This window comes from Streptomyces sp. NPDC101393 (assembly GCF_044767385.1).
In the GTDB taxonomy this organism is placed as follows: domain Bacteria; phylum Actinomycetota; class Actinomycetes; order Streptomycetales; family Streptomycetaceae; genus Streptomyces.
Map to the genome: position 1 here is coordinate 54,781 of NZ_JBIWNU010000013.1, position 26,093 is coordinate 80,873.

Below are 26,093 nucleotides of genomic sequence, written 5' to 3' on the forward strand. Positions count from 1 at the left end.
CACGAGCAGCGGCAGCGGCCGCGCAGGGCCTGTCCGCCGGACAGGCCCTAAGTGCTTCCTGGAAGTCGCACCGCGTTCAACTGGAATTCGGTGACGGGCGGGAACGTGTGCTGCGCAGGCACCGACCGGCCATCTTGGAGATGACTATGCCGCTGACCCGTAGAGACTTCGCCAAGCGTTCCGCCGTCGCCGGCGCGGGGGTGGCGCTGGCCGGCAGCGTCGGCGTACTGGCCACCGCCCCCGGGGCCCTCGGCGCGGAACTCCCGGACGCGGGCCCCGACGGCGCCGAGGACCGTCACCGCATCGGCTACGGCCCGCTCGTCGAGGACCCGGACGGCATCCTCGCGCTGCCCGCCGGCTTCGCGTACCGGATCATCACCCGCACCGGCGTCACCACGCTCGACAGCGGCGAGTCCACGCCCTCCAACCACGACGGCACCGGCACCTTCGAGGGCCACCGCGGCACCACCCTCCTCGTCAACAACCACGAGCTGAAGGGCCCGCGCGCCGACTGGCCGCACCCGGTGCCGCTCACCGAAGGGCTGGTCTACGACCCGGCCGCGGCCGGCGGCTGCACCGTCGTCGAGGTCGCCAAGGACGGCACCCCGGTCGGCGAACGCGTCGGCATCGCCGGTACCTCCACCAACTGCTCCGGCGGACACACCCCTTGGGGCACCTGGCTGACCTGCGAGGAGAACGAGGACAAGGCCGGCCACAACGGCATGACCAAGGACCACGGCTATGTCTTCGAGGTCGACCCGCACGACCTGCGGGCAGGCCGCGACCCCCGGCCCGTCAAGGCGCTCGGCCGCTACGCCCACGAAGCGGTCGTCGTCGACCCCCGGCGCGGCCACGTCTACCTCACCGAGGACGCCGACACCCCCAACGGCCTCCTCTACCGCTGGACCCCGCCGCACGGCTTCCGGCACGGCCGCGGACAGCTGCGCACCCTCGCCGACGACGCCGGTGTGCTGGCGGCCCCCAAGTGCTTCGACTCCGGCGGCCGGTTCGTCGACGACCTCTCGCGCGCCACCCGGGCCGGCACGGTCTACGGCGTCGACTGGATCGAGGTCCCCGACCGCGACGCCCGCACGGTCTCGGTACGCAAGCAGTTCGACGACGGCGACATCACCCGCGCCCGCAAGCTGGAGGGCATGTGGTGGGCGGACGGCGGCGCCTACTTCGTGTCCTCGTTCGCCCGCGAGGAGAGCCCCGTCCAGCACGACGGACAGGTCTGGTTCTACGACCCGCGACGCCGGACCCTGACCCTCAAGGTGCTGCTGGGCGTCAACCCCGACCCCGGCAAGGACGGCGCGTTCGACGGCCCCGACAACATCACCGTCTCGCCCTACGGCGGGCTGATCATCGCCGAGGACGGCGAGGGCGTACAGCACCTCTTCGGGGCCACCGACGACGGCCGGACCTACCCCATCGCCCGCAACGACCTCAACATCGGCACCGCCGACGAGCCGGAATTCAGCGAGTTCACCGGACCGGTGTTCTCCCCCGACGGCCGGACGCTGTTCGCCAACATCCAGGAGCCCGGCATCATGCTGGCCATCACCGGCCCCTGGAAGCGGCACCGGCACAACCGCTAGGGGGACGGGGCGGCCGCCGCCGTGACGACGTAGTAGTCCAGCAGACCGGACTCGTACGCCGTCAGATAGCGGCGCGGCCACCCGTCGCGCTGGTCCGGCTGCTGCGCCATATAGCGGTCGTACGGCTCCCAGACGCCGTCCCCGATCGCCTGCACCGCCACCTCCCGCAGCCCCGCCCCGGACAGCGCCGCCGTGACGTCGTCGACCACGTGCGGCACGTCCAGACCGTTCGCGAAGGGGGGCAGCAGTCCGGGCAGCGCGCCCGCCGCGTCCTGGTCGCGGGCGAAGAAGGTCGTCAGCGTCAGCCGGCCGTCCGCGCGCAGCACCCGGGCCGTCTCCCGGGCGAACCCCGCCAGATCACGGAAATGCTGCGCGGCCTCGACGGAGAAGACGCAGTCGACCGAAGCGTCCGGCAGCGGAATCCGCTGGGCCGCGCCCTGCACGAAATCCAGCCGGCCCACGGGCGGGCCCTGACCCTCGGCGGGCTCCCCCGCCTCCCGGCCGAGCAGGGCCGCGTGGGTGCGGCGGGCGCGGGCGATCTGGTCCGGATGGGCATCCAGACCGATCACCGACCCCAGACCGAACTCCCGCAGCGCCAGCACACAGCCCAGCCCCCGCCCGCAGCCGACCTCCAGCGCGGCGCGGCCCTGCGGCCGCGTGAAGCTGCTGAGCACCAGGCGGTAGAGGTCCTGCTCGCTGCGGATCCGGTCCGCCTCGGTCAGCGGCCGCTCCGCGACACCGGGCAGCTGCGCCCAGTAACCGAAATTGATGAACCCGCCGGCGAACGCGGGAACGGTGCTGAGGTCGAGCTCCCCGTACGTCACCGCCACGCGCTCGGGGATGTCCGGCTGCGCTGCGCCGTCCGGGTGACCGGAGCGACCGGGCGGTCCGGCCGCGTCGTCGGCCGGGGGCGACTGCTGCGTCATCGAACGCTCCTCATGCGTGCCGTGGGCTGCCGTGCGGTGACGGCCGGTGGCGGGCGGGCGGAATCCTGAGCGCGTGCGGACGTTGAAGGAGGGGTGAGCTCGACGATACGGACAACCCAATTCTCGATCCTGGACCGCTCCCGCACCAGAGAGGGCCACCCGGAGGCGGCGGCCCTCCAGGACACCGTGGCCCTGGCCCGGCAGGCGGAGCAGCTCGGCTACCACCGCTTCTGGGTCTCCGAACACCACAGCGTGCCCGGGGTCGCCGGTTCCGCGCCCACGGTGCTGGCCGCGGCGGTCGCCTCGGCGACGTCCACGATCCGGGTCGGCACGGGCGGCGTGATGCTGCCCAACCACCGTCCGCTGGTCGTCGCCGAACAGTTCGGCGTCCTGGAATCGCTCTTCCCCGGCCGGATCGACATGGGCCTGGGACGCTCCGTCGGCTTCACCGACGGCATCCGCCGGGCACTCGGCACGGACAAGGACGCGACGGCCGACTTCGGCGAGCAACTCGACGAACTTCTCGGCTACTTCACCGGAGCCCAGACCGCGCATCCGCAGGTCCACGCGCGGCCCGCGGAGGGGCTGCGGCTGCCCGCCTTCGTCCTCGCGACGGGCGCGGGGGCGCGGGTGGCGGCGGAGGCCGGGCTGGCGCTGGTGATCGGCGATGTGCGCGGCCGGGAGAAGATGCTCGACGCGATCGACTCCTATCGCGCGGCCTTCCGGCCCTCGGCGCTCTGGCCCCGTCCGCACGTCGTGATCTCGGGGACGGTCGCGGTCGCGGGGACCACCGAAGCGGCGCGTCGGCTGCTGGTGCCGGAGGCGCGGGCGCTGGCGCACTCCCGTACGCACGGGGTCTTTCCGCCGCTGCGGCCGGCGGGGGCGGCTTCCGGTGGGGAGCGGATGACGGAGCGGGAGCGGGGGTTCTACGAGGACGCGATGCGGGGGCATGTCCACGGGACGGAGGAGGAGGTGGCCGAGGCGCTCGGGGTGCTGCTGGAACGCAGCCGGGCGGATGAGGTGCTGGTGACCACCAGCACGTACGAGCGGGAGGCGCTGATCGAGTCGTACGAGCGGCTGGCCCGGGTGGCGGGGCTGGTGGGGCGGGGCTGAGCCCTGGGCACCTGTGGCGGCGCGGCCGGCAACGCTGGGCTGGTGGGGCGTGGCGGGGCCGCGGGTGGGGCGTCGTCGCGTACGGGGTTCGCGCCGCCGGTGTGAGGGGGGCGGCGGGGCCGAGGGCCGGTTGGGGTGTGTGGGTGGTGGGGGCCGGAGGGTCCGTACCGGGGTGTCTCCTCGACGCATGTGCCCTCGGCTACGTGCAGAAGTGGGCCCCCGTCCGGCACCTGTCGCTGCGGGGACCCCCCGGTACGGCCCCTCCGGCCCTACGCACGCCCCCGACCGCCCACCGACCCACGACCCGTCACGACAACACCAAGACCCCCACACCACCAAGACCCCCACACCACCAAGACCCCCACACCGCCTGGGCCGCGCAGGCACACCACCCCGGCCCGCACAGACACGCCAACCAGGCTGGTGCGGGTACACCAGCCGGGTTCGGCACACCATCCCGGCCCGCACAGGCATGCCACCCCGGGCTCGCGCGGACACACCACCCCGGGCTCGCGCGGGCACACCACACCCGCCCTCACATGAGCGAGCAACGGGCCCGCACATGGCGAGCAAAACGGGCCGGAGCGTGAGCGAACTACGGGCCCGGGGCGTAGGTCTGTCGTGTCTCCGTCTCTGGACGGTCATACGGTCATGGGTACGGCGGGAGAGTCGGCGACGGCGGACGGCCGGAGGGGGGCCGCCCCGGGGTGTCCCCGCAGCGACAGGTGCCAGACGGGGCCCCGTCTACACCACGTACCCGAGGGCACATGCGTCGAGGAGACACCCCGGGGCGGCCCCCCTCCGGCCCCACCACCCACACACCGAACCCACCCCACCCAAGCCACCCGACCCGTAACCACGAACGCCGACGGCAACGCGTACGCACCCGGCGTACCCCGACGCCCCGGGGAAGCCGCAGGCGACGCTCAGAGAGCCTGGGCCGCCGGCTTGACCATGCCGCGGACCGTGCGGGAGTCGACGAACTCGCCCATGGCCGTCATTTCCCACTCGCCGGAGAACTGCCGGATGAGCTTGGCCATCATCACGCCCGTGCGCGGCTCCGCGCCGGTGAGGTCGAAGCGGACCAGCTCCTCGCCGGTCTGCGCGTCGGCCAGCCGGCAGTACGCCTTGGCGACGTCCGAGAACTTCTGGCCGGAGAAGGAGTTCACCGTGAAGACCAGGCCGGTGACCTGCGGGGGCAGCCCGCCGAGGTGGACGGTGATGACCTCGTCGTCTCCCGAGCCGTCGCCGGTGAGGTTGTCGCCGGAGTGCTGGATCGCGCCGTTGAGGATCTGCAGCTTGCCGAAGAAGCAGTTGTCGACCTTCTTGCGGTCCGGGCCGTAGGCGATCACGGAGGCGTCCAGATCGATGCTCTTGCCGCGGAAGGCCGGCTCCCAGCCGAGGCCCATCTTGACGGAGCTGAGCAGCGGCTGACCGCCCTTGACCAGGGAGACGGTCTGGTTCTTCTGGAGGCTTACCCGGCCCTTGTCGAGGTTGATCTTGCCCGCGGCGGCCGGCGGTGCGGCGGGCGGGGCCGGCGGCGCGGCGGGTGCGGCGGCCTGCGGGGCGGCCGGGGCCGGGGGCGCCTGCGGGGCGGCGGGGGCGGCCGGAGCCGCGGGCGCGGCCGGCTCCTCGACGCTGACGCCGAAGTCGGTGGCGATCCCGGCGAGGCCGTTGGCGTAGCCCTGGCCGACGGCGCGGACCTTCCAGGCGCCGTTGCGGCGGTAGATCTCGACGACGACGAGGGCGGTTTCGGCGCCGAGCTGCGGCGGGGTGAAGGAGGCGATGACGCTGCCGTCCGCGGCGTTGCGGACCGTGCCGGTGGGCTCGGTGCCGGAGAACGTCGCCCCGGGTGCGTCGAGGCTCGCGGTGACGACGATCTTCTCGATGCCGTCGGGCACCGCGGCGGTGTCCACCGTGATGGTGTCGCCACCGCCGCCGGCGGCGGCGCTGTGGGTCACACCGGGGCCGTTGGGCTGGTTGTAGAACACGAAGTCGTCGTCGGAGCGCACCTTGCCGTCGGCGGTGAGCAGCAGGCCCGACACATCCAGCCGCACGGGGGCGGTGACGTCCACCGCCACCCGCGCGGAGGTGAGCGGGAGGTTCGAGCCAGGAGTCATAGCGGTCATGCCAGCAGTAACGAACGATTCGCTTTTACGGTTCCATTACTTCCGCCCCGGATATGGCCGGCCGCGCCGCCGTCAGCGGCGGTCGCGTGAGTTGCCGAACAGCAGGCGGTAGGCGATGAGCAGGACCAGTGCGCCGGCGACCGCGGCGACCCACATGGACGGGTCGTAGAAGTCCTTGGGTATCGGGCGGTCCAGGATGCGGGTGGACAGCCAGCCGCCGATGAAGGAGCCGGCGATGCCGATCAGGGTCGTGCCGACGAGCCCGCCCGGGTCGCGTCCCGGCAGCAGGACCTTGGCGATGACACCTGCGATCAGTCCCAGGACGATCCAGCTGACGATACCCATGATGCGTTTCCTCGTTCCTGCGTGATGATGCGCTCTTCCCAGTCAAGGACGCCGTGGAGCGGAGGTGAGTTCCGTCGGTGGCCGGATGTTCCGCGGTGCGGTCAGTACGGCCAGATCGGCGGGTCGGTGCAGAACGCACCGCCGATATGGGCGTGCTCCGGGTTGGCGGGGTCGAGTTCGCCCTGGGCGGCGATCAGTTCGGCGGCGTACGGCTCGGAGTCGTCCTGCGGTGCGTAGCCCAGCGCGCGGGCCGTGGTCAGGTCCAGCCACAGACGGGTGTTGGCGGAGGCGGCGTAGGCGACGGTGTGGCCGACGTCCTCGGCGGTCAGGGCGGCGTGCAGCAGGCGGGCGCAGTCGGGCGGGCTCAGCCAGATCGACAGCATCCGTACGCTCGTCGGTTCGGCGAAGCAGGAGCCGATGCGCAGCGAGACGGTTTCGATGCCGTGCAGGTCCCAGTAGAGGGAGGCGAGGTCCTCACCGAAGCCCTTGGAGAGGCCGTAGTAGGTGTCGGGGCGGCGCGGGGTGGTGACGGGGACGGTGTCGGTGCCGCCCGCGGGCCGGGGGGTGAAGCCGACGGCGTGGTTGGAGGAGGCGAAGACGATGCGGCGTACGCCTTCCTCGCGGGCGGCCTCGTAAAGGTGGTAGGTGCCCTCGATGTTGGACCGCAGGATCTTCTCGAACGGGGCTTCCAGGGAGATGCCCGCGAGATGGATGATCGCGTCGACTCCGCGTACGGCCTCGCGGAGCGCCTCCTTGTCGCCCAGATCGGCGGTGATCGCGTCCGGTGCGCCGTCGACCGGCCGCTGGTCGAAGAGCCGCAGCCGGTAGCCGTGTGGGGGCAGCAGTTCACGCATCAGGGTGCCGAGCCCGCCGGCGGCGCCGGTGAGCAGAACTGTGCGGGGTGCGGTCATGGGCGAGGACTCCTCGGGGCCGGGCGGGGAGGCTGTGCGCAGCGGGTGTATGCGCGGACAGCATTCAGATGTGTGGACAACGTAGGGAGCCGGATCGTGGCCGGTCAAGATGCCTGACGGACCGGCCAAATCCGCTTGTGGGGCACGGGATTCGGGCCCTTGACCGGTGCGGGGGGACTGTTCTAGCGTGGCGGCGTTCAGAAATATGGACGCAGATCAGGGACATGTACAGGCCGAGGCTTGTACGAGCATGCCAGGGAGAGCCCGTGACCTCAGACTCGCCGCTCGCCGACCGCCTCGACGGACTGCTGTTCTTCCCCGTGACCGCGTACGGCCCGGACGGCGCCCTGGATCTGGAGGCCTTCCGCACCCATGTGCGCGCCGGCGTCGACGCGGGTGCCGCCGCCGTCTTCGTCTGCTGCGGCACCGGTGAATTCCACGCGCTCACCCCCGAGGAGTTCGCCGACTGCGTCAGGGCCGCCGTCGACGAGGTCGCGGGCCGGGTCCCGGTGGTCGCCGGTGCGGGCTACGGCACCGCGCTCGCCACCCGGTTCGCCCGGCTCGCCCACGAAGCCGGCGCCGACGGGCTGCTGGCCATGCCGCCCTACCTCGTCGTCGCCGGGCAGGAAGGGCTGCTGCGGCACTACACCGAAGTCGCCGCCGCCACCCCCCTCCCCGTGATCGTCTACCAGCGCGACAACGCCGTCTTCACACCGGCCACCGTCGTCTCGCTGGCCCGCACGCCGGGCATCATCGGCCTCAAGGACGGCCTGGGCGACCTCGATCTGATGCAGCGCATCATCAGCGCGGTGCGCACCGAGGCCACCGACGAGGAATTCCTCTACTTCAACGGCCTGCCCACCGCCGAACTCACCGGCCCCGCCTACCTGGGCCTGGGCGTCCGCCTCTACTCCTCGGCCGTCTTCGCCTTCGCCCCCGAGATCGCGCTCGCCTTCCACCGGGCGCTGACCACCGGCGACGAGGCCACCGTCACCCGGCTGATGGACGGCTTCTACCGGCCGCTGGTCGAACTGCGCAACCAGGGCCGCGGCTATGCCGTTTCGCTGGTCAAGGCGGGGGTGCGGCTGCGCGGTCTGGACGTCGGCGGGGTCCGGCCGCCGTTGGACGACCCGGGCCCGGCGCATGTCAAGGAGCTCTCCGCGCTGATCGACCGGGGTCTGGCCCTGGTCGCGGACCCGGCGGAGGACGGCGCCTGATGCGGACCGCCGCCTTCCTCTACCCCTGGGACGTCGTCGGCGATCCGGAGGCCGCCGGACGGATCGCCGCTCTCGGCGTCCAGCAGGTCACCCTGGCCTCCGCCTACCACTCCACCCGCGCCCTCACCCCCCGCCACCCACGTCACCGCATCGTCACCGCGCGGCACGCCGCCGTCCTCTACCCGCCCGACGCCGCACGCTGGGCGGGGCGGGACCTGCGGCCGTACACCCAGGACTGGATGGCCGCTGAGGATCCCTTCGAGGAGGCGGCGCGGGCGCTCGCCGACGCGGGTCTGGAGGTGCACACCTGGGTCGTGCTGGCCCACAACTCCCGGCTGGGCGCGGACCATCCGTCCTCCGTCGTCCGCAACGCCTACGGCGACCCGTATCCGTGGGCGCCGTGCATCGCCCGCCCCGAGGTGCGCGCGTATCTCGTGGACCTCGCCGCCGAGGCGGCCGTACGGCCCGGTGCCCGCGGTACCGAGCTGGAGTCCTGCGGCTGGTACGGGATGGCCCATCTGCACGGCCACGACAAGACCGGCGGGGTGCCGCTCTCCGGGGCCGCGCAGTATCTGATGTCGCTGTGCTTCTGCACGGTCTGCGCGGCGGGCTATGCCGGACTCGGCCTGCCGGAGAAGGAGTTGAGGGCCGCGGTTCGGGGAGCGCTGCGGCCGCTGTGGGCGGGCGGCGGCGCCCCGCACGGGGCACCGGGCCGTGCGGGGGAGTGGGACACGGTCGAGGCGCTGCTCGGCGAGGAGCGTGCGGGCGTGGTGCGCGCCTGGCGGGACCGGGCCGCCGCCACCCTCCGGCGCGCGGCCGTGAGCGCCGTACGGGAGGCCGCCGCCGGGGAGTTCCGGGTGCTGCTGCACGCCGATCCCGCCGCGCACCGCTGCGGCGCCAACGTCGGCGTCGACCCGGCGGACGTCTTCGCGCACACCGACGGGGTGGTCGTGCCGTGCACCGGTGACGACGCGGCGCGTGCCGACGCGCTCGGCCCGTTCGCGGCGCACCGTGGCACCGGCACCGTCGCCGCCAATCTCACCGTCGTCTCCGGTATGGGCGGCAGCCCCGGCACGCTCGCCGCCGATGCCGCGCACGCCGCCTCGCTCGGCGCCGGTGAACTGCGGCTCTACCACGCGGGGTTGGCGGGCGAGGGCGACCTGACGGCGGTACGGGAGGCGCTGCGCGGCCTGGCGGCTCCGGCCGCCCGTACCCCGTCCTGACGGTCCGCCGGCCGGTCAGTCCGGCGGGGGCACGGTGCGCAGACCGGACAGCCAGGGCGGGGCCGGAGTGCGGGCGGGCCGGGCGCGGCCCGTGGGTGCCGGGTTCCGGCTGCCGGTGAGATGGGCGAAGACCACGACGTTGCCCAGGTACTCCTGGGCCTTCTTGTCGAAGCCGCCGCCGCAGGTGATCAGGCGGAGCTCGGAACGCCGGGCCGGTCCATAGACCTTGTGGTCGGGGAAGTTCCGGCCGTCGTAGACCTCGACGGCGTCGATGCCGAACACCGCTGTCCGGCCGTCCTTGCGCAGGATGCGGACGGTGTCGTTCTTCTTCAGGGAGCCGAGGCGGTAGAAGACGGCGGGGCCGGCGCGGTTGTCGACATGGCCGGCGACCAGTGCGGTGCCCAGGGCCCCGGGCGCGGTGCCGTCCGCGTACCAGCCCGCCAGGTTCGTGTCCTTGTCCGGCGGCACGCCGAGGGAGCCGTTCGCGGCCAGGCCCAGCTTCATCAAGGGCGCGTCGATGCGCACGGACGGCACCGTGACCCGGACCGGCTCCGATGGCGGCAGGGGGGCCACGGCCGCCGGTGACGGGGCGGGGCGCGGCCGGCCGGCGGCGAAACTCTCGGCGGCGGACGGCTGGGGTGGCGGGGTGCTCGCGGCGCCGTCGGTGAGGAGCCAGACCCCGGCGCTCAGGGCGAGGAGGGCGGCGGCGGTGGTGATCCGTCCGAGCCCGGTGCGGCTGCTGGTTCCCATGGCAGTGTTTGCACACCTCCCGAGGAGCGCTGGACGGTTTGCGGCCCGGTAGGGCTGCTGACGGCAGCCCGGTCGTGGCGGGCCAGGTCAGGCCCGGCCGTCCGCGCGGCGTCGGCGCAGGACCCAGATGCAGGCGCCGGCGCCGGCCAGCAGCGCACCGGCGCCCGCGGCGATCTCGCTGCTGTGGGAGCCCTGGCTCGTGGTGCCGGTACCGGTGGCCACCTTGCCCCTGGGCGCAGTGGCGCCCCCGGTGGCGGTCCCGCCCGGCGTGGTGCCGGTGTTCCCGCCCGTTCCACCGGCGGTGGCGCCTCCGGTCGTCGTGCCGGTGGCCCCCCTCGTCCTGCCTGCGGTGGTCCCACCCGTCGTGCCGGTGGTCTCCTTCGCCATCCCGCCCGTGGCCTCGCGTGCGCCGCTGCGCGCGCCGACATTGACCGTGCCGGTGATCTCCTTGCCGTTCTCGCACTCGCCGCCGATGCCGTAGTTGCCCTGCTCGGTCCCGGGCTTGATCTTCAGCTCGCCGACCAGTGAGCCCTTGCTCGCCCCCGGGGTGAGCGTGACGTCGCCCGCGCCCAGGGTGCTGGCGTCGACGCTCGCGGAGTGGCTGCTGCCGCAGTCCGTGGTGGACAGCGAGGCGGTGGAGCCGGGCCGGGCAGGGCTGGGTGAGGCCTCGACCGCACCGAAGTCACCGGCGAACGCCGCGGAGGTGGAGAGACCGAGAGCGGCGGCGGACAGCGCGGCGCCGGTGAGAAGCCGGGTGGAACGCATCTGAGGACCTCCACGAAACGCGGAGGTGGCACACCGCTGCGCCACCACGGAGTCGGGGAAGCTCCGCGCTTCTTGTGTCCGAGGTAAGCCGTCCGGCGCGGGTCGGGCCTGTTGACGTACTGTCAGAAGGCCCCCCGGCGGCCGGCCCGGCGTCCGGAATGCAGGGAAAGCGGCAGGTCGGAGGGGCTCTCCTGGTACGGACACCCCCGGTGACGGATTGGGGTGTTCGGGTGACGGGGTGTAGTCGGCCGGGTGTGGCGGCAGTGCGGTGGCCGCGGGGCGGTGGCCGCCGCTGCGCCGTACGCGGCAGCGTGCCCGGCTCCCCGGGCGTCGTGACCGTCGCGCCCCCGCGGGAGGCGCTACCGCGGCGTCAGAGCCGCCGGGTGGCCAGCGTCAGGCGGTCCCGGGCGTCGAACAGCGTGTCCTTGATCATCTGCTCGTGGGCCGGGGTCAGCCGCGCCACCGGCACCGAGCAGCTGATCGCGTCCCGCGCCGGGGTGCGGTAGGGGATCGCGATGCCGAAGCAGCGCAGGCCCAGGGTGTTCTCCTCGCGGTCTACCGCGTAGCCCTGCTCGCGGACCGTGTGCAGTTCCTCGATCAGCTTCTCGCGGTCGGTGAGGGTGTGTTCGGTCAGCGGCGCGAGGTCCGGCGGCAGCATCGCGCGGACCTGGTCGTCCGTATAGGTGGCGAGCAGGGCCTTGCCGAGCGAGGTGGAGTGCGCGGGCAGCCGGCGGCCGACGCGGGTGAACGGCCGCAGATAGTGCTGCGACTGGCGGGTGGCGAGGTAGACGACGTTGACGCCGTCCAGCCGCGCGAGGTGGATGGTCTCGGTGGTGTCGTCCGAGAGCCGGTCGAGCGTCGGGCGGGCGGCGGCCACCACCTCGTCCCCGTCGATGTACGACGTGCCGACCAGCAGGGCGCGGACGCCGATGCCGTAGCGGGTGCCGGTGGCGTCGGTCTCCACCCAGCCGAGGTCGACAAGGGTGCGCAGCAGCATGTAGAGACTGGACTTGGGGTAGCCGACGGCTTCCTGTACGGAGGCCAGGCTGTGCATCCCGGGGCGGCCCGCGAAGTACTCCAGCAACTCCACCGTCCGCACCGCGGATTTGACCTGCGATCCACCGGTATCGGCAGCAGACATCGCCCTTGACCCCTCTGTTCGGACAGCCATAGAGTCCCTGATATTCACCAGCTGGGACGATGTTCAGCATATCGAACGCGATCCATGGTGCGGCAAGACTTGGCCCGGGAGGAATGCACGGTGGCAGCAGCGGCAGCAGCACCAGTCTGGAGTGTCGACCCCCGCAACGGGAAGCGCCGTGAGCAGGTTGCGGTGGAGGCCACAGCGGAAGAGGTGGACTCAGCGGTGCGCACCGCGCACGCCGCCCGCGCCGCGCTCGCCGACCGTACCGTCCGCGCCGCCTTCCTGCGCCGCGCCGCCGATCTCCTCGACGAGGCCGGCGACCGGGTCATCGAGGCCGCCGACGCCGAGACGGCACTCGGTCCCGGTCGGCTCACCGGCGAACTGAGCCGGACCACCTACCAGTTGCGGGCCTTCGCGGACAGCGTGGCCGAGGGCGCCTTCCTCGACGTGCTCATCGACCACGCCGACCCCGCCCTCGCCCCGCCGCGGCCCGACCTGCGCCGCTACAAGATCCCGCTGGGCGCCGTCGCCGTCTACGCCGCCAGCAACTTCCCGCTGGCCTTCTCGGTGCCCGGCGGCGACACCGCCAGCGCCCTCGCGGCCGGCTGCCCCGTCGTGGTCAAGGCGCACCCCGACCACCCCGCCACCTCCGAACTCTGCGCCGCGCTGATGCGCCGCGCCGCCGCCGACACCGGAGTGCCCGAGGGCGTGCTGAATCTGGTGCACGGCTTCCAGGCGGGCATCGACCTGGTGCGCCATCCGCTGATCACCGCCGCCGGCTTCACGGGTTCGGTGCGCGGCGGCCGTGCCCTCCACGACGCCGCCGCGGCCCGCCCGCGGCCCATCCCCTTCCACGGCGAACTGGGCAGCCTCAACCCCGTCGTGATCACCGAGGCCGCTGCGGGCGAACGCGCCGAGCAGATCGGCGCCGGGCTGGCGGGTGCCATGACGCTCGGCGTCGGCCAGTTCTGCGTCAAGCCCGGCCTCGTCCTCGCGCCGGAGGGCGAGGTGGGCGACCGGCTGCTGACGTCGCTGACCGCGGCCGTCAGCGACACCGAGGCGGGCGTGCTGCTGGACCAGCGGATGCGCGACGCGTTCCTCGACGGGGTCCGGACCCGCGCCGGCCTCCCCGACGTCCACGCACCGGTGACCCCGGGCGCCGGCGGCGAACACACCGTCAGCGCCGGCTTCCTCGCGGTGCCCGCCGCCCGCCTCGCCGGCGAAGGGCCGCACGACCTCCTCCTGGAGGAGTGCTTCGGGCCGGTCACCGTCCTGGCCCGCTACGCCGACGAGGCCGAGATCACCGCCGTCCTCGCCCGGCTCCCCGGCAACCTCACCGCGACCCTCCAGCTCGGCGACGACGAGTGCGCCGGGACCGACGCCGACGGGCGCGGCGCCCGGCTGCTCGCCGACGTCACCCCGCTCGCCGGCCGCGTCGTCGTCAACGGCTGGCCGACCGGGGTCGCGGTCGCGCCGGCCCAGCACCACGGCGGCCCCTACCCGGCCACCACCTCCACCTCCACCTCCGTCGGCGGCACCGCCGTCGAACGCTGGCTGCGCCCGGTCGCCTACCAGGACACCCCGCCCGCCCTGCTGCCGCCCGAGCTGCGCGAGGACAACCCGCTCGGCCTGCCGCGGCGCGTCGACGGCCGGCCCGAGGGCGCGTAGCGGCTCACGGACGACCGGCCCCGTGCGCACCGACACCGGCGGCCCCGCCCTGCGGGTCCGCGCGGCGACCGCCGCCGACCTGGAGGCGATCGCCGCCCTGCACACCGCCGCCCGCGCCGCGTACCAGCACGGCCGGGCGCCCGGCAGCCCCTTCGACACCCCGGCCGAGCACGCCCGCCTGCGCGCCGCCTGGGGCCGCGTCCTGGACCGCGGCGACACCTCCGCCCTGTGCGCCGAACGGGACGGCACGGTCATCGGCGCCGCCTCCTACCACCGCGGCGCGGGCAGCCACACGCCGCGCCCGCCGGAATCCGCGGAGCCCGCAGGCCGGCAGGCCCTCACTCCGGGCGGCGCCACGGTCACGCTCCACCAACTGCACGTCGACCCCGGCCACTGGGGCACCGGCGTCGGCCGCGCCCTGCACACGGCCTGCCTGCACGCCTGGCGCACGGCAGGCTGCTCCCGCGCCGTCCTCGACGTGCTCTGGCACAACCACCGCGCCCGCGCCTTCTACGCCGCCCTCGGCTGGCAGCCCGACCCAGGCCGCCGCCCCGCCCCGGACGCCACCCACCTCACCCTGCTGCTCCCGCTGGTCCCTCGGACGGACCCGCCGCCCGCCGGGCGATGAGCTGCAGGCGCCGCACGGTGCGCCCGTCCAGCGTCCCCACCTCGTCGGTACGCTCCTCCACCACCGCGAACCCCGCCGCCCGCACCAGCCCGCGCAGCCGCTGTGGCGGGTGGTGCCGGAAGACCCCGCCGTCGGGCGTGGTGAACACCCCGTACGTGCCGCCCGCCTCCGCGTGCCGCGCGTACCGCTCCCGGTGGAAGGCGTCCTCCTGCAGCGGCACATCGCTCAGATACAGCACCCCGCCGGGCCGCACCAGCCGTCCCAGATCCACCGTCAGCGCCTCCTGCGCCGCGTCGTCCGGGACACAGGTGAGCACCGCGAAAAGCAGCGCCGCATCGAACGAAGCGGCTTCGAACGGCAGCGGGACGGACGCGCACCGCACGAGATCCAGCCCGGGATGCTCCCGCCGCCCGCGCGCGATCAGGGCGGCCGATACATCCACCCCGCGCACCCGGTAGCCCAGCCCGGCCACTTCGGCGGTCAGCCGCCCGTATCCGCAGCCGTCGTCCAGCACCAGGGCGCCGGGCGGGACGTACCGCGTCAGCAGCTCCCGGTCCAGCGGATGGGTGAAGGTCTTGCCGGCCCCGGTGGTCTCCCAGAACCCGTAGGACTCCTGCGGCATGGTCATGCCCGGAACGTACCCACGGAATAGCCGGGGATCCCGCGAGGTTGCACCCGGCACACATCCCCCGCGTGGAAAGTCAGCACATGCGCGTCGAAATCTGGTCCGACATCGCCTGCCCCTGGTGTTACATCGGCAAGGCCCGCTTCGAGGCGGGGCTCGCCGGATTCGCGCACCGCGGCGACGTCGAGATCGTGCACCGCTCCTTCGAGCTGGACCCGAAGGCGCCCGCCGCCACCGACGTCCCGGTCCTCGACATGCTGGCCACGAAGTACGGCGTGAGCCCCGAGCAGGCCGCGGCCATGGAGGCGCGGGTCGCCGAGGCGGCGGCCGGCGAAGGGCTGGGCTACCGCTCGGACCGCATCCACGGCAACACCTTCGATCTGCACCGGCTGCTCCACCTCGGCAAGGCGCACGGCGTCCAGGACGCCCTGCTCGGCGCCTTCTACCGCGCCAACTTCGCCGAGGCCAGGACACTCGGCGACCCCGCCCAGCTCACCGAGCTCGCCGTCGGCGCGGGACTGCCCGCCGACGAGGTCCGGCGGGTGCTGGCCGACCCGGAGGCGTACGCCGAAGCGGTGCGGGCCGATGAGCGCGAGGCCGCCGAGCTGGGCGCCACCGGAGTGCCGTTCTTCGTCATCGACCGGCGCTACGGCATCTCCGGCGGTCAGCCCGCCGAGGTGTTCCGGCAGGCCCTGGAGCGCGCCCACGCCGACGGCGCCGTGCGGATCCTGCCGTCCGACGACGCCGGGACATGCGGGGACGACGGCTGCGCCGTGCCCGGCAGATGACGCCGCCGCGATCCGCCCGCACCCCGCCCGGCCTGCACGGATAAGGAATCCTTGCGGGCCGGCGAAGCGGATTCGCCATGGACGCGGGCCGGATCGCCGAGCAGAGTGGGGGCATGCAGCGACGTGAGCCACTCGGCGGGGCCGAATTCGCGCCCGAGACGACCTATCTGAATTCCGCGTCCGGCGGACTGCTTCCCCGGCGGACCGCTGACGCCCTGCGCGCGGCACTCGACGAAGCCGCCTCCCACGGCACCATGGGCCGCGACTACTTCGGCCCGGCCGACGCGTCCCGGGCCGCCTTCGCCCGGCTGCTCGGCATCCCGGCGGACCGCGTGGCCGTGGGCAGCTCGGTCGCGGTGCAGTCCGCCTTCGTCGCGGGCACCCTGCCGCCCGGCTCGGAAGTCCTGGTCCCCGAGGGCGACTTCAGCTCCCTGGTCAACCCGCTCGCCGCGCACCCCGGCATCAAGCTGCGCACCGCGCCGCTCGACGACCTCGCGGCGGCGGTGCGCCCCGGCACGGCGCTGGTCGCGTTCAGCGCGGTGCAGTCGCTCGACGGCCGGGTCGCCGACCTGGCGGCGGTGCGGGCCGCGGCCCGTGCCCACGGCGCGCGCACCTACCTCGATGTCACCCAGGCCGCCGGCTGGCTGCCGCTGTGCGCCGACGACTACGACTTCGTCGCCGCGGGCGCCTTCAAATGGCTGCTGTGCCCGCGCGGTACGACCTTCATGGCCTTCGGCGACCCCGAGGGCCGCGGCACGGCCGGATGGCCCGAGCCGCGGCACGCGGGCTGGGTGGCGGGCGCCGATTTCGACGAGTCCTGCTACGGACCGATCCGGCAACCGGCCCCTACCGCCCGGCGCTTCGACGAACCGCACGCCCTCTACTCCTACATCGGCGCCCGGCATTCCCTCGCGCTGATCGAGGAGATCGGCGTCGCCGCCATCCACGCCCACAACACCGCCCTGGCCGACCACTACCGCGCGGGTCTCGTCGAGCGCGGCCACGCGCCGCTGCCGGCACCCGGCTCGGCGATCGTCTCCGCCCCGGGGCTCGCCGATGCGGAGGCCCGGCTCGCCGCCGAGGGGGTCAAGGTCTCGGTACGCGGCGGACTGCTGCGCGCGGCCTTCCACCTCTACAACTCCACCGATGACGCGGACCGCCTGCTGGACCTGCTCGGATAACGGGAATGCCGGGCCCGCCCGGAGTGCTGGGACGAGGGGGAACTGTCATGCCGGGAGCACCGGCTGACGCCCCGTAACGCCGTCTTCGACCATTCTGTGAGAGGCCTCTCAGTGACGACCGTTTTTGACCCCGTCGATCTCGCCGGCACCCCGCTCGCCAACCGCATCGTCATGGCGCCGATGACCCGCAGCCGCGCCACCGAGGCCGGCGGAGTGCCGACCGATTCGATGGTCGCCTACTACGCCCAGCGCGCCTCGGCCGGCCTGATCATCACCGAGGCGACCCAGACCTCGGTCGTGGCCCAGGGCTACCCCCTCACTCCCGGACTGCACACCGCGGAGCAGATAGCCGGATGGCGCCGGGTGACCGAGGCGGTCCACGAGGCAGGCGGCAAGATCTTCGCGCAGTTGTGGCACAGCGGCCGGATCGGCCACCCGGTCGTGCTGCCGGACGACCTGGTCCCGGTCGCCCCCTCAGCGGTGGCCGCCGACGCCCAGGTCTTCACCCCGGACGGCATGCTGGACTGCGTGGTCCCGCGCGAGCTGACCGACGACGAGATCCACGCGACCGTCGCCGAATTCGCGGCGGCGGCGCGCAATGCCGTCGAGGCGGGCTTCGACGGAGTGGAGATCCACGGCGCCAACGGCTATCTGGTGCACCAGTTCCTGGCGCCCCACAGCAATCTGCGCACGGACGGCTGGGGCGGCTCGACCGAGGGCCGGATCCGCTTCGCGACGGAGGTGACCCGGGCGGTCGCCGAGGAGATCGGCGCGCACCGCACCGGTCTGCGGCTCTCGCCCGGCAACCCCTTCAACGGCATCGACGAGCCCGCCCCGGAGCCGGTCTACACCGCGCTGCTGCAGGCTGTCGAACCGCTCGGGCTGGCCTATCTGCACATCTGCGACGTTCCCGACAACGACCTGCTGGCGCGGCTGCGCAAGCACTTCACCGGCACCTTCGTCCTCAACCCCGCCAACGGCGGCCGGCCCACGGGCCCCGAGGACCTGGGGCTCATCGAGGACGGCAGCGCCGATCTGCTGGCCTTCGGACGGCAGTTCCTCGCCAACCCCGATCTGCCCCGGAGGCTCGCGGCCGGCGGCCCGTTCAACACCCCCGAGCGGTCGAGCTTCTACGGCGGTGACGACACCGGCTACCTCGACTACCCGGCCCTGGAGGCCTGAGCCCGGCCGGGCCGGGGTGCCACGCCGCACCCCGGCCCCGCCTCACAGCTCTCCGCGCACCGTTTTGATGAGCCGGTCCAGCACCGCGCCGTCGCTCACCCGCAGCCCGTCGTGCTCCCACTCATTGGTCACCCACGTCCGCAGCCCGCGGATCCGCTCCGCGGTGCGCAGCGAGTGGACGGTGTCGACGTACATGTCGTCGAAGTAGACCGCGGCCGCCGCCGGCACCTCATTGGCCGCCAACTGCCCCGCGTCGTACAGATCCGGCCAGTCGGCCCGCTCCGCGAGCGCCTGCGCCGTCTCCTTGAGCGGCCGCAGCGCCGGGTCGGTGTCGAAGAGCCACGGGTAGATCATCTCGCCGGTGAAATACAGCGGCCCGTCCCCGGCCAGCGACGCGTCCGCATCGAACTCCGGGAACGCCTCCCGCACCCGCGCCGCCGCCCAGCCGGTCGGCCGCGGATCCACCGAACGCTGCCCGTAGATCGACTCGTGCAGGACCGCGAAGAGAGGGGTGGCGGCGTGCGAGAGATGGCCCTCGACGGCGTGCAGGAACGCATCGGCGAGTTCCGGGCCGGCGGGCCCGGTCACCCAGGCCTCGCTGATCAGGTGGTGCAGGGTGTGCGAGCCGGTGCCGCTGCCCAGCATCAGACCGAGCGCCTGGAACGCCTCGGCGGTCAGCAGCCCGCCGCCCGGCAGCCGTACGGTGTGCTCGCGCAGCCGGGCCGCGATGCGGCGGGCCGCCTCGATGTCCGCGGGATAGCGGGCGTAGTGCTGCGCGTTCTTCCGGGCGACCCGCGGGTACGCCGCCCGGTAGACGTCCTCGGCCCCGGCGTCGATACCGGGCAGACCGCCGGTGACGAAGGCCTCGCGCAGCCCTTCGGGAGCCCGCGAGAGGTAGGCGACGGCAGTGAAACCGCCGAAGCTCTGGCCCAGCACGCTCCACGGCGTACCGTCCCCGGCCAGATCGCGGCGGAAGAGTTCGGCGTCCCGCACGATCGCGTCGGCGCGGAAGTGGCCGAGATACCGGGCCTGTTCCCGGGGGCCGCCGCGCAGCGGGAGGGTCTGCCGGTTGGCGGGCGTCGAGCGGCCGGTGCCGCGCTGGTCCAGCAGGAGTACGCGGTAGTCGTCCAGCGCCCGCGACAGCCAGGACTCGCGTCCCAGCGGCCGAGGCGCGGGGCAGCCGGGACCGCCCTGCAGGTACACCAGCCACGGCAGCCGCTCGTGCTCGCGGCCGGCGGCGACGACCTCGCGCCCGTACACCTCCAGCCGTTCCCCGTCCGGATCGTCGTGATCCAGCGGGACCTGACGCACATGGTCGCGCAGCACGACCCCGGGCAGCCGGTCGGCACCCATCGCCACCCCTCCCTCGAAGAAAACGCGGCGCGGCCGCCGCACAGACGATGCTGTGCGGCGGCCGCGCCGTCCGTACACGTACCGGAGGTCGAGCCGTGCCTATCTCACCGGTGTGAATTCCCGGGCGCCGATGTAGTCCGGGCGCCGGACCGGGGCGGCGAACGGCTCCACCGCCGCATTCTCCACGCTGTTGAACACGAGGAAGACGTTGCTGCGCGGGTACGGCGTGATGTTGTCACCCGAGCCGTGCATCGCATTGCAGTCGAACCACGTCGCCGAGCCGGCCTTGCCGGTGAACAACTGGATGCCGTGCTTGTCGGCCATGTCCGACAGCGCGCCGTCCGAGGGGATGCCCGCGTCCTGCATCTGCAGCGACTTCTTGTAGTTGTCCTTCGGCGTCTCACCCGCGCACCCCAGGAACTGCTGGTGCGACCCGGGCATGATCATCAAGCCGCCGTTGGTGTCGTAGTTCTCGGTGAGCGCGATCGAGACCGACACGGTGCGCATGTTCGCCAGACCGTCCTCGGCGTGCCAGGTCTCGAAATCCGAGTGCCAGTAGAAGCCGGAGGCACCGAAGCCCGGCTTCACATTGATCCGCGACTGATGGACGTAGACGTCCGAGCCGAGGATCTGACGTGCCCGACCGACCACGCGCGGGTCGGCGACCAGCTTGGCGAACACCTCGCTGATCTTGTGCACCTCGAAGACCGTCCGTACGTCCCCTGACTTCGGCTCGACGATCGAGCGGGGGTCGGCCCGCATCGTCGGGTCCAGGACGAGACGGTTCAGCTCCGCGCGGTACACCGCGACTTCTTCCGCCGTGAGCAGTTCCCCGATGGCGAAAAAGCCGTCGCGTTCGAAGTCGCTCAGCTCGGACTGCTGGAAGGGGCCAGCAGCACCGGGCTGCGACCACACCACCGGGTCCTCCCGCGGGGTGATCACCTCGGTGGCTCCACGGGTCGGGTACAGGTCGGCGGTGCGCTCGGGTGCGGTGGTCATGGTGTTGCCTTCCTCTCCTCTCGTACGTGCTCTGCGTTACCTGCTCGTGTTGTGCCTTCCTGAGCTGCCGGACGGGGCAGGCGGAATGGGCCTAGCCCGCTTCGGGCTCGGTGAGCAACGGGTAGACCCCGTTCTCGTCGTGGTCCTCGCGGCCGGTGACCGGGGGGTTGAAGACACAGACGCAGCGGAAGTCCGTCTTGGGCCGCATCGTGTGCTTCTCATGGCCGTTGAGCAGGTACATCGTGCCGGGCGTGATCCAGTGCTTCTCGCCGGTCTCGTCGTTCGTGAGCTCGGCCTCGCCCTCTACGCAGAGTACGGCTTCGATGTGGTTTGCGTACCACATCGACGTCTCGGTTCCGGCGTACAGAGTGGTCTCGTGGAGGGAGAAGCCGACGCGCTCCTTGGCGAGCACGATGCGCTTGCTCTCCCACGTGCCGGACTTGGCCTTGACGTGGCGGTCGGTGCCTTCGATGTCCTGGAAGGATCGGACGATCACGGTGAGTCGGTGCCTTTCTGTGAAACGGTAAGGAGCTCTAGGCCGTTCAGGCGCAGTCGCGGACCGCGCGGGCGAGGGTGCGGAGGCCCTCGTCCAGCTCCTCGGGGGTGGTCGTCAGCGCGGGAAGCAGCTTGACGACCTCGCTCTCCGGGCCGGAGGTCTCGATGAGCAGACCCAGCTCGAAGGCGCGTTTGGCGATTTTTCCGGCGAGCGGCTTGTCGACGCACTCCAGGCCCCACACCAGACCGCGGCCGCGGTACTCGGCGATGGCTTCCGGGTGCTCCTCGACGATGGCCTTCAGATGCGCTTCGACGATCTCACCGCGGGCGAGCGTCTGCTTCTCCATCTGGCCGTCGGCCCAGTACGTGTCGAGCGTGGCGGCGGCGGTGACGAAGGCCGGGTTGTTGCCGCGGAAGGTGCCGTTGTGCTCGCCCGGCTCCCAGACGTCCAGCTCGGGCTTGAACAGGGTGAGCGCGAGCGGCAGGCCGTAGCCGCTGATGGACTTCGAGACGGTGACGATGTCCGGCACGATGCCCGACTCCTCGAAGGAGAAGAAGGCACCCGTGCGGCCGCAGCCCATCTGGATGTCGTCGACGATCAGCAGCATGTCCCAGCGCTTGCACACCTCGGCGAGCTGGCGCAGCCACTCGGCGCGGGCGACGTTGATGCCGCCCTCGCCCTGGACGCTCTCGACGATCACCGCGGCGGGGGTGTTCAGGCCGGAGCCCTGGTCCTCGAGCAGCCGCTCGAACCACAGGAAGTCCGGGTAGGCGCCGTCCAGGTAGTTGTCGAACGGCATCGGGGTGCCGTGCACCAGCGGGATACCGGCACCGGCGCGCTTGAAGGCGTTGCCGGTGACGGCCAGCGAGCCGAGCGACATGCCGTGGAAGGCGTTGGTGAAGGACACGATCGACTCGCGGCCCTTGACCTTGCGGGCCAGTTTCAGCGCGGCCTCGACGGCGTTGGTGCCCGTCGGGCCCGGGAACATGACCTTGTAGGGCAGGTCGCGGGGCCGCAGGATGATGTTCTGGAAGGACTCCAGGAACGCCCGCTTGGCCGTCGTCGACATGTCCAGGCCGTGCGTGACGCCGTCCCGCTCGATGTAGTCGATCAGCGCGCGTTTGAGGACCGGGTTGTTGTGGCCGTAGTTGAGCGACCCCGCACCGGCGAAGAAGTCGAGGTAGCTGTGGCCGTCCTCGTCGTACATGCGGCTGCCCTGCGCACGGTCGAACACGACGGGCCAGGCACGGCAGTAGCTCCGCACCTCGGATTCAACGGTTTCGAAGACGCTCAGGTCGGGCTGGGTGATGGTCACAGCATGCTCCAGGGAGATGAGTGGCGAAAGGAGGGAGAAGTCTGAGGGGGCTGGGCGGACCCGGCGGTCCTGCGGGGTGTGCCGGTTCCGCACGGCGTGCGCGGCGTTGTGCCGCGCGGGCCAGGAGGCCGTCAGCGCCCGGGGCCGGCCGGTGGAGGGTCGAACGGACCGATGAGGTGCAGCACCTCCGGCTCGTGCCCCTGCTCGGGGAACAGCCCGGCGTCGAAGAGCACCTCGCGCTTGATCTGCACTCCGTGGCGTTCCGCGAACGACGCGAACAGCCGGTTGGAGGCGGCGTTGTCGGGCGTGATGGTGGTCTCGACGTGGCGGACGCCCAGGTCACGCGTGGTGCGGGTGGTGAGCCCGTCCAGCAGCGCTGCCGCCAGGCCCTGGCCGCGGTGCGCGTCGTCGACGGCGACCTGCCAGACGACGAGGGTCTCCGGGCGGTCGGGGCGGAGGTAGCCGGTGACGAAGGCGGCCGGCTCGCCCTCCGCGTCACGTGCGACGACGGAGGTGGCGGCGAAGTCGCGACACCACAGGAGGTAGCTGTAGGAGGAGTTGAGGTCCAGTGCCTTGGAGTCGCGGGCGATACGCCAGATCGCGGCTCCGTCCTCCACGCGTGGGGTGTCGAGCTTGAAGCCCTCCGGCAATTCTCTGATATCGCTACGGGCACGTGCATGGTCTGCTTGTGCGGCGGTCATGGGAATTAAATTTACCCAGGGAAAAGGGAAATTGCATCGCGAGCAGGGGTTACGCAAACGGCGGATCTATGTTATCGCGCGGGGGCGCCCGAGCGCGCGATCGGGCTGCCGGATGTACCATTTTGACCAGGAGGATCGTGACGAATCGGACCACTTGTGTAGTCGGTCACAGGTGCGTAACGTCCCTGAGACGGGTCCGAATTATGGCTCTTGACGCTAGCGAAACCTTAGCGTTTGAGGCCCGGAAAACCGGGCAGAAGAATACGGGAAGCTACGCTTCTGAGGAATTGGGAATTCGCCTGAGGAAGGCTCACCTGAAGGCGTACGCCAAGGAAATCAGGGTAGTTGACGGGGTTTCCGGTAATGGGCCCGCAGTGAAGACCCGCAGTCTCGCCGCTTCGGTGTCCCCTTCGGTGTCCGCTTCGGTGTCCCGCCCGGGGGAAGGCCGCCCCGGCCCCGCATGGCGCCCCGCCTAAAGTTGGCGTATGACGTCCATGAGTGAAGGTGCGGCGCTGCACCTCAAGGGGAGGGTCCTGGCCGGACCGGACGACGTGCGCGACGAGCTGTGGGTCGTCGGCGGCCGGGTGACGTACGAGCGGCCGGGTGGGACACGAGAGCTCACCACCGTCGAGGGCTGGGTGCTGCCGGGCCTGGTGGACGCCCACTGCCACGTGGGCCTCGACGCCCACGGCCCGGTCGACGAGGCCACCAGCGAGAAGCAGGCGCTCACCGACCGCGACGCCGGCACGCTGCTGATCCGGGACGCCGGATCGCCCTCGGACACCCGCTGGATCGACGACCGCGAGGAGCTGCCGCGGATCATCCGCGCGGGCCGCCACATCGCCCGCACCCGCCGCTACATCCGCAACTTCGCCCATGAGATCGAGCCGGAGGACCTGGTCGCGTACGTCGCCCAGGAGGCCCGGCGCGGCGACGGCTGGGTCAAGCTCGTCGGCGACTGGATCGACCGCTCCACCGGCGACCTGGAGTCCTGCTGGCCGCGCGGCGCCGTCGAGGCGGCCATCGCCGAGGCGCACCGGCTGGGGGCCAGGGTGACCGCCCACTGCTTCGCCGAGGACTCCCTCGCCCCGCTCGTCGAGGCGGGTATCGACTGTGTCGAGCACGCCACCGGCCTGACCGAGGAGACCATCCCGCTGTTCGCCGAGCGCGGCGTCGCCATCGTCCCCACGCTCGTCAACATCGCCACGTTCCCGCAGCTCGCGGACGCCGGCGCCGGGAAGTTCCCGCGCTGGGCCGATCACATGCGGCGGCTGCACGCCCGCCGCTACGACACCGTGCGCGCCGCTCATGACGCCGGGGTGCCGATCTTCGCCGGTACGGACGCCGGTGGCTCGCTCGCGCACGGCCTGGTCGCCCAGGAGGTCGCCGAGCTGATGAAGGCCGGTCTGCCGGCCGTCGAGGCCCTCTCCGCGACGACCTGGGGGGCCAGGGACTGGCTGGGCCGCCCCGGCCTCACCGAGGGCGCCCCGGCGGACCTGGTCGTCTACGAGAGCGATCCGCGCGCCGACGTCCGGGTGCTGGCCGCGCCCCGCCGGGTGGTGCTGCGCGGCAAGGTGATCGGCTGAGGGGCGCCGGACGCACGGCGGCGTGCCGGGGAGCCGGGCCGGGGCGACTCCATGACGCCCCTCGGACACGCCTCACGGGCTCCCGGGGCGCGGGGAGCCCGGAGAACCCCTCCGGCCCTGCCGCCTGCCGCCTACGGCGTACGGCGCGACGACCGGGCCATCCAGGCCGCGACGACCGCACCCGAGACGTTGTGCCACACCGAGAAGACCGCGGCGGGCAGCGCCGCCGCCGGGCTGAAGTGGGCGGTGGCCAGGGAGGCGGCGAGGCCGGAGTTCTGCATGCCGACCTCGAAGGCCATGGCGCGGCTCGCGGGCCTGCCGAGCCGGGCCACCTTCCCGGCGGCATAGCCGAGGGCCAGGCCGAGGCCGTTGTGCAGCACCACGGCGAGCAGCACCAGGGCCGCCGCGTCCTTGATGGCCGCGGCGCTGCCGGAGACCACGGCCAGCACGATGGCCGCGATGGTGACGGCGGAGATCCAGGGCAGCGCCCGCAGCACCTTGTCGACGAAGCGGCCCGCGACGACGCGGACCAGCAGGCCCGCGATCACCGGCAGCAGCACCGTCTTGAGGATGTCGGTCACCATCACGCCGGCGTCCACGTCCAGGAACTGCCCGGCGAGCAGCAGGGTCAGCGGCGGCGTGATGAGCGGGGCGAGCACGGTGGAGACCGTCGCGACCGAGACCGAGAGGGCGACATCGCCGCGGGCCAGGAACGTCACGACGTTGGACGCGGTGCCGCTGGGGGCGCAGCCGACGAGGATGACACCGGCCGCGAGCTGCGGCGGCAGGTGCAGCACGGTGGCGATCAGCCAGCCGAGACCCGGCATGATCACGTAGTGCGCGACCAGGCCGAGGCCGACCGCCCAGGGCCGCTTGGCGACGGCGGTGAAGTCCGGCAGGGTCAGCGTCAGCCCCATCGAGAACATCACGACGCCGAGCATCCACGGCACCGCCGGCGCCCAGCCGGTGAACTGCGAGGGCCACAGCAGCCCGACCGCCCCCGCGGCGATCACCAGCAGCGGGAAGACCGTCACGGCGCGGCGCGCGGCGCGATCGGATGCGGGCAGGTCGGAGGCGGGCGGCGCGGGTATCGCGGGGCCGGCGGCCGTTTCGTTGCTCTGGTTCGTCTGCTCGGTCGACACGGCGGCACCCTAACCGGCGTCTTCGTGTACGGGACAACGGATTTCGGATGGTGGACGCCGGGGCGGCCCGCGGCCCGGCCCGGCGCCCCGTCAACGGGCGGCGTCAACGGCCGTGGCCCGGTCCCGTGCGCCCGCCGGACCGCGTCACCCCGGAGGTGGGACGGCTGTGACGGGAGGGGCGCGGGCCGACACAGGAATCGAATACAGGCGCGGAAACCACCCATTGGGATGAACTCACCGCACGTGGCTGCCCGTTCACCCTCGGTGCGGACACGATGTGCGGGTCGAGGTCGTCGGCCCGCGTGATG

24 protein-coding genes are annotated in these 26,093 nt (G+C 72.7%); 10 read left to right on the forward strand and 14 right to left on the reverse strand.

The annotated features are described in order from the left end of the window. The first annotated feature begins 146 nt into the window (after positions 1–146). Entirely contained in the window at positions 147–1,598 is a 1,452-nt protein-coding gene (locus tag ACIRQ7_RS33250) for an alkaline phosphatase PhoX (protein ID WP_404266359.1), read from the forward strand. On the opposite strand, the gene ACIRQ7_RS33255 is transcribed toward ACIRQ7_RS33250, so the two are convergent. Continuing rightward, on the reverse strand, positions 1,595–2,524 hold the full coding sequence (locus ACIRQ7_RS33255; protein WP_404266299.1) for a class I SAM-dependent methyltransferase: 930 nt from the start codon (positions 2,522–2,524) through the stop codon (positions 1,595–1,597). The genes ACIRQ7_RS33250 and ACIRQ7_RS33255 overlap by 4 nt on opposite strands. Positions 2,525–2,617: 93 nt before the next feature. Between ACIRQ7_RS33255 and ACIRQ7_RS33260 the strand changes: the two genes are divergently transcribed. Beyond that, on the forward strand, positions 2,618–3,637 hold the full coding sequence (locus ACIRQ7_RS33260; protein WP_404266300.1) for an MsnO8 family LLM class oxidoreductase: 1,020 nt from the start codon (positions 2,618–2,620) through the stop codon (positions 3,635–3,637). A 926-nt stretch (positions 3,638–4,563) separates the two neighbouring features. Here the strand turns inward: ACIRQ7_RS33260 and ACIRQ7_RS33265 are convergent. The 3 genes from ACIRQ7_RS33265 to ACIRQ7_RS33275 all read right to left on the reverse strand — a co-directional run bounded on the left by ACIRQ7_RS33265 (position 4,564) and on the right by ACIRQ7_RS33275 (position 7,022). Beyond that, positions 4,564–5,757, reverse strand: a complete 1,194-nt coding sequence (locus tag ACIRQ7_RS33265) for a TerD family protein (RefSeq protein WP_404266360.1) — start codon at positions 5,755–5,757, stop codon at positions 4,564–4,566. A gap of 81 nt (positions 5,758–5,838) precedes the next feature. Then, positions 5,839–6,111: a GlsB/YeaQ/YmgE family stress response membrane protein gene (locus ACIRQ7_RS33270; RefSeq protein WP_401479645.1), complete on the reverse strand. Its 273-nt coding sequence runs from the start codon at positions 6,109–6,111 to the stop codon at positions 5,839–5,841. Positions 6,112–6,212: 101 nt separating this feature from the next. Further along, positions 6,213–7,022, reverse strand: a complete 810-nt coding sequence (locus tag ACIRQ7_RS33275; RefSeq protein ID WP_404266301.1) for an NAD-dependent epimerase/dehydratase family protein — start codon at positions 7,020–7,022, stop codon at positions 6,213–6,215. Between the two features lie 224 nt (positions 7,023–7,246). On the opposite strand from ACIRQ7_RS33275, the gene ACIRQ7_RS33280 reads away from it, so the two are divergent. Continuing rightward, the gene (locus tag ACIRQ7_RS33280) at positions 7,247–8,239 is read left to right on the forward strand and encodes a 5-dehydro-4-deoxyglucarate dehydratase (protein WP_404266302.1); all 993 of its coding nucleotides are present in this window, start codon (positions 7,247–7,249) and stop codon (positions 8,237–8,239) included. Next, the gene (locus ACIRQ7_RS33285; RefSeq protein ID WP_404266303.1) at positions 8,239–9,462 is read left to right on the forward strand and encodes a hypothetical protein; all 1,224 of its coding nucleotides are present in this window, start codon (positions 8,239–8,241) and stop codon (positions 9,460–9,462) included. Before ACIRQ7_RS33280 ends, ACIRQ7_RS33285 begins: the two co-directional genes overlap by 1 nt. Before the next feature lie 15 nt (positions 9,463–9,477). Here the strand turns inward: ACIRQ7_RS33285 and ACIRQ7_RS33290 are convergent, their stop codons facing one another. The 3 genes from ACIRQ7_RS33290 to ACIRQ7_RS33300 all read right to left on the reverse strand — a co-directional run bounded on the left by ACIRQ7_RS33290 (position 9,478) and on the right by ACIRQ7_RS33300 (position 12,118). Continuing rightward, positions 9,478–10,212, reverse strand: a complete 735-nt coding sequence (locus ACIRQ7_RS33290) for a class F sortase (protein ID WP_404266304.1) — start codon at positions 10,210–10,212, stop codon at positions 9,478–9,480. A gap of 87 nt (positions 10,213–10,299) precedes the next feature. After that, positions 10,300–10,977 carry a hypothetical protein gene (locus ACIRQ7_RS33295; protein WP_404266305.1) on the reverse strand — a complete coding sequence of 226 codons (678 nt, stop codon included), beginning with the start codon at positions 10,975–10,977 and terminating at the stop codon, positions 10,300–10,302. Positions 10,978–11,347: 370 nt separating this feature from the next. Next, complete coding sequence (locus ACIRQ7_RS33300; protein ID WP_403676448.1) at positions 11,348–12,118, reverse strand: IclR family transcriptional regulator; 771 nt, start codon at positions 12,116–12,118, stop codon at positions 11,348–11,350. Positions 12,119–12,202: 84 nt separating this feature from the next. Between ACIRQ7_RS33300 and ACIRQ7_RS33305 the strand changes: the two genes are divergently transcribed. Continuing rightward, the gene (locus ACIRQ7_RS33305; protein ID WP_404266306.1) at positions 12,203–13,789 is read left to right on the forward strand and encodes an aldehyde dehydrogenase (NADP(+)); all 1,587 of its coding nucleotides are present in this window, start codon (positions 12,203–12,205) and stop codon (positions 13,787–13,789) included. Between the two features lie 22 nt (positions 13,790–13,811). Then, positions 13,812–14,417 (forward strand): GNAT family N-acetyltransferase, encoded by a 606-nt coding sequence (locus ACIRQ7_RS33310; RefSeq protein ID WP_404266307.1) that lies wholly within the window; start codon positions 13,812–13,814, stop codon positions 14,415–14,417. Here the strand turns inward: ACIRQ7_RS33310 and ACIRQ7_RS33315 are convergent. Continuing rightward, positions 14,362–15,045, reverse strand: a complete 684-nt coding sequence (locus ACIRQ7_RS33315; RefSeq protein WP_404266308.1) for a class I SAM-dependent methyltransferase — start codon at positions 15,043–15,045, stop codon at positions 14,362–14,364. The two genes, ACIRQ7_RS33310 and ACIRQ7_RS33315, sit on opposite strands and share 56 nt — an antisense overlap. 80 nt (positions 15,046–15,125) lie before the next feature. On the opposite strand from ACIRQ7_RS33315, the gene ACIRQ7_RS33320 reads away from it, so the two are divergent. The 3 genes from ACIRQ7_RS33320 to ACIRQ7_RS33330 all read left to right on the forward strand — a co-directional run bounded on the left by ACIRQ7_RS33320 (position 15,126) and on the right by ACIRQ7_RS33330 (position 18,193). Then, positions 15,126–15,830, forward strand: a complete 705-nt coding sequence (locus ACIRQ7_RS33320; RefSeq protein ID WP_404266309.1) for a DsbA family oxidoreductase — start codon at positions 15,126–15,128, stop codon at positions 15,828–15,830. A gap of 113 nt (positions 15,831–15,943) precedes the next feature. Beyond that, on the forward strand, positions 15,944–17,011 hold the full coding sequence (locus ACIRQ7_RS33325) for an aminotransferase class V-fold PLP-dependent enzyme (protein ID WP_404266310.1): 1,068 nt from the start codon (positions 15,944–15,946) through the stop codon (positions 17,009–17,011). A gap of 111 nt (positions 17,012–17,122) precedes the next feature. After that, the gene (locus ACIRQ7_RS33330) at positions 17,123–18,193 is read left to right on the forward strand and encodes an alkene reductase (protein ID WP_404266311.1); all 1,071 of its coding nucleotides are present in this window, start codon (positions 17,123–17,125) and stop codon (positions 18,191–18,193) included. A gap of 42 nt (positions 18,194–18,235) precedes the next feature. Here ACIRQ7_RS33330 and ACIRQ7_RS33335 read toward each other — a convergent pair whose 3' ends face one another. The 5 genes from ACIRQ7_RS33335 to ectA all read right to left on the reverse strand — a co-directional run bounded on the left by ACIRQ7_RS33335 (position 18,236) and on the right by ectA (position 23,057). Next, a complete protein-coding gene (locus ACIRQ7_RS33335; RefSeq protein ID WP_404266312.1) occupies positions 18,236–19,546 on the reverse strand; it encodes an alpha/beta fold hydrolase in 1,311 nt (436 codons plus the stop codon). 99 nt (positions 19,547–19,645) lie between these two features. After that, positions 19,646–20,545 carry an ectoine hydroxylase gene (gene thpD / locus ACIRQ7_RS33340; RefSeq protein WP_401479603.1) on the reverse strand — a complete coding sequence of 300 codons (900 nt, stop codon included), beginning with the start codon at positions 20,543–20,545 and terminating at the stop codon, positions 19,646–19,648. Between the two features lie 91 nt (positions 20,546–20,636). Beyond that, entirely contained in the window at positions 20,637–21,041 is a 405-nt protein-coding gene (locus ACIRQ7_RS33345) for an ectoine synthase (protein ID WP_404266313.1), read from the reverse strand. Positions 21,042–21,087: 46 nt separating this feature from the next. Beyond that, on the reverse strand, positions 21,088–22,356 hold the full coding sequence (gene ectB, locus ACIRQ7_RS33350; RefSeq protein WP_401479598.1) for a diaminobutyrate--2-oxoglutarate transaminase: 1,269 nt from the start codon (positions 22,354–22,356) through the stop codon (positions 21,088–21,090). A 131-nt stretch (positions 22,357–22,487) separates the two neighbouring features. Then, a complete protein-coding gene (gene ectA, locus ACIRQ7_RS33355) occupies positions 22,488–23,057 on the reverse strand; it encodes a diaminobutyrate acetyltransferase (protein WP_403676432.1) in 570 nt (189 codons plus the stop codon). Between the two features lie 494 nt (positions 23,058–23,551). Between ectA and ACIRQ7_RS33360 the strand changes: the two genes are divergently transcribed. Continuing rightward, entirely contained in the window at positions 23,552–24,643 is a 1,092-nt protein-coding gene (locus tag ACIRQ7_RS33360) for an amidohydrolase family protein (protein WP_404266361.1), read from the forward strand. A 131-nt stretch (positions 24,644–24,774) separates the two neighbouring features. On the opposite strand, the gene ACIRQ7_RS33365 is transcribed toward ACIRQ7_RS33360, so the two are convergent. Continuing rightward, positions 24,775–25,785, reverse strand: a complete 1,011-nt coding sequence (locus tag ACIRQ7_RS33365) for a bile acid:sodium symporter family protein (RefSeq protein ID WP_404266314.1) — start codon at positions 25,783–25,785, stop codon at positions 24,775–24,777. Between the last annotated feature and the right edge of the window lie 308 nt (positions 25,786–26,093).

Excerpts from the sequence above, each read along its gene's own strand:
- ACIRQ7_RS33250 (WP_404266359.1), top strand. The coding sequence starts at position 147 with ATGCCGCTGACCCGTAGAGACTTCGCCAAGCGTTCCGCCGTCGCCGGC.
- ACIRQ7_RS33255 (WP_404266299.1), bottom strand. The coding sequence starts at position 2,524 with ATGACGCAGCAGTCGCCCCCGGCCGACGACGCGGCCGGACCGCCCGGT.
- ACIRQ7_RS33265 (WP_404266360.1), bottom strand. The coding sequence starts at position 5,757 with ATGACTCCTGGCTCGAACCTCCCGCTCACCTCCGCGCGGGTGGCGGTG.
- ACIRQ7_RS33270 (WP_401479645.1), bottom strand. The coding sequence starts at position 6,111 with ATGGGTATCGTCAGCTGGATCGTCCTGGGACTGATCGCAGGTGTCATC.
- ACIRQ7_RS33275 (WP_404266301.1), bottom strand. The coding sequence starts at position 7,022 with ATGACCGCACCCCGCACAGTTCTGCTCACCGGCGCCGCCGGCGGGCTC.
- ACIRQ7_RS33280 (WP_404266302.1), top strand. The coding sequence starts at position 7,247 with ATGTACAGGCCGAGGCTTGTACGAGCATGCCAGGGAGAGCCCGTGACC.
- ACIRQ7_RS33285 (WP_404266303.1), top strand. The coding sequence starts at position 8,239 with ATGCGGACCGCCGCCTTCCTCTACCCCTGGGACGTCGTCGGCGATCCG.
- ACIRQ7_RS33290 (WP_404266304.1), bottom strand. The coding sequence starts at position 10,212 with ATGGGAACCAGCAGCCGCACCGGGCTCGGACGGATCACCACCGCCGCC.
- ACIRQ7_RS33295 (WP_404266305.1), bottom strand. The coding sequence starts at position 10,977 with ATGCGTTCCACCCGGCTTCTCACCGGCGCCGCGCTGTCCGCCGCCGCT.
- ACIRQ7_RS33300 (WP_403676448.1), bottom strand. The coding sequence starts at position 12,118 with ATGTCTGCTGCCGATACCGGTGGATCGCAGGTCAAATCCGCGGTGCGG.
- ACIRQ7_RS33305 (WP_404266306.1), top strand. The coding sequence starts at position 12,203 with ATGGTGCGGCAAGACTTGGCCCGGGAGGAATGCACGGTGGCAGCAGCG.
- ACIRQ7_RS33315 (WP_404266308.1), bottom strand. The coding sequence starts at position 15,045 with ATGACCATGCCGCAGGAGTCCTACGGGTTCTGGGAGACCACCGGGGCC.
- ACIRQ7_RS33320 (WP_404266309.1), top strand. The coding sequence starts at position 15,126 with ATGCGCGTCGAAATCTGGTCCGACATCGCCTGCCCCTGGTGTTACATC.
- ACIRQ7_RS33325 (WP_404266310.1), top strand. The coding sequence starts at position 15,944 with ATGCAGCGACGTGAGCCACTCGGCGGGGCCGAATTCGCGCCCGAGACG.
- ACIRQ7_RS33335 (WP_404266312.1), bottom strand. The coding sequence starts at position 19,546 with ATGGGTGCCGACCGGCTGCCCGGGGTCGTGCTGCGCGACCATGTGCGT.
- thpD (WP_401479603.1), bottom strand. The coding sequence starts at position 20,545 with ATGACCACCGCACCCGAGCGCACCGCCGACCTGTACCCGACCCGTGGA.
- ectA (WP_403676432.1), bottom strand. The coding sequence starts at position 23,057 with ATGACCGCCGCACAAGCAGACCATGCACGTGCCCGTAGCGATATCAGA.
- ACIRQ7_RS33360 (WP_404266361.1), top strand. The coding sequence starts at position 23,552 with ATGAGTGAAGGTGCGGCGCTGCACCTCAAGGGGAGGGTCCTGGCCGGA.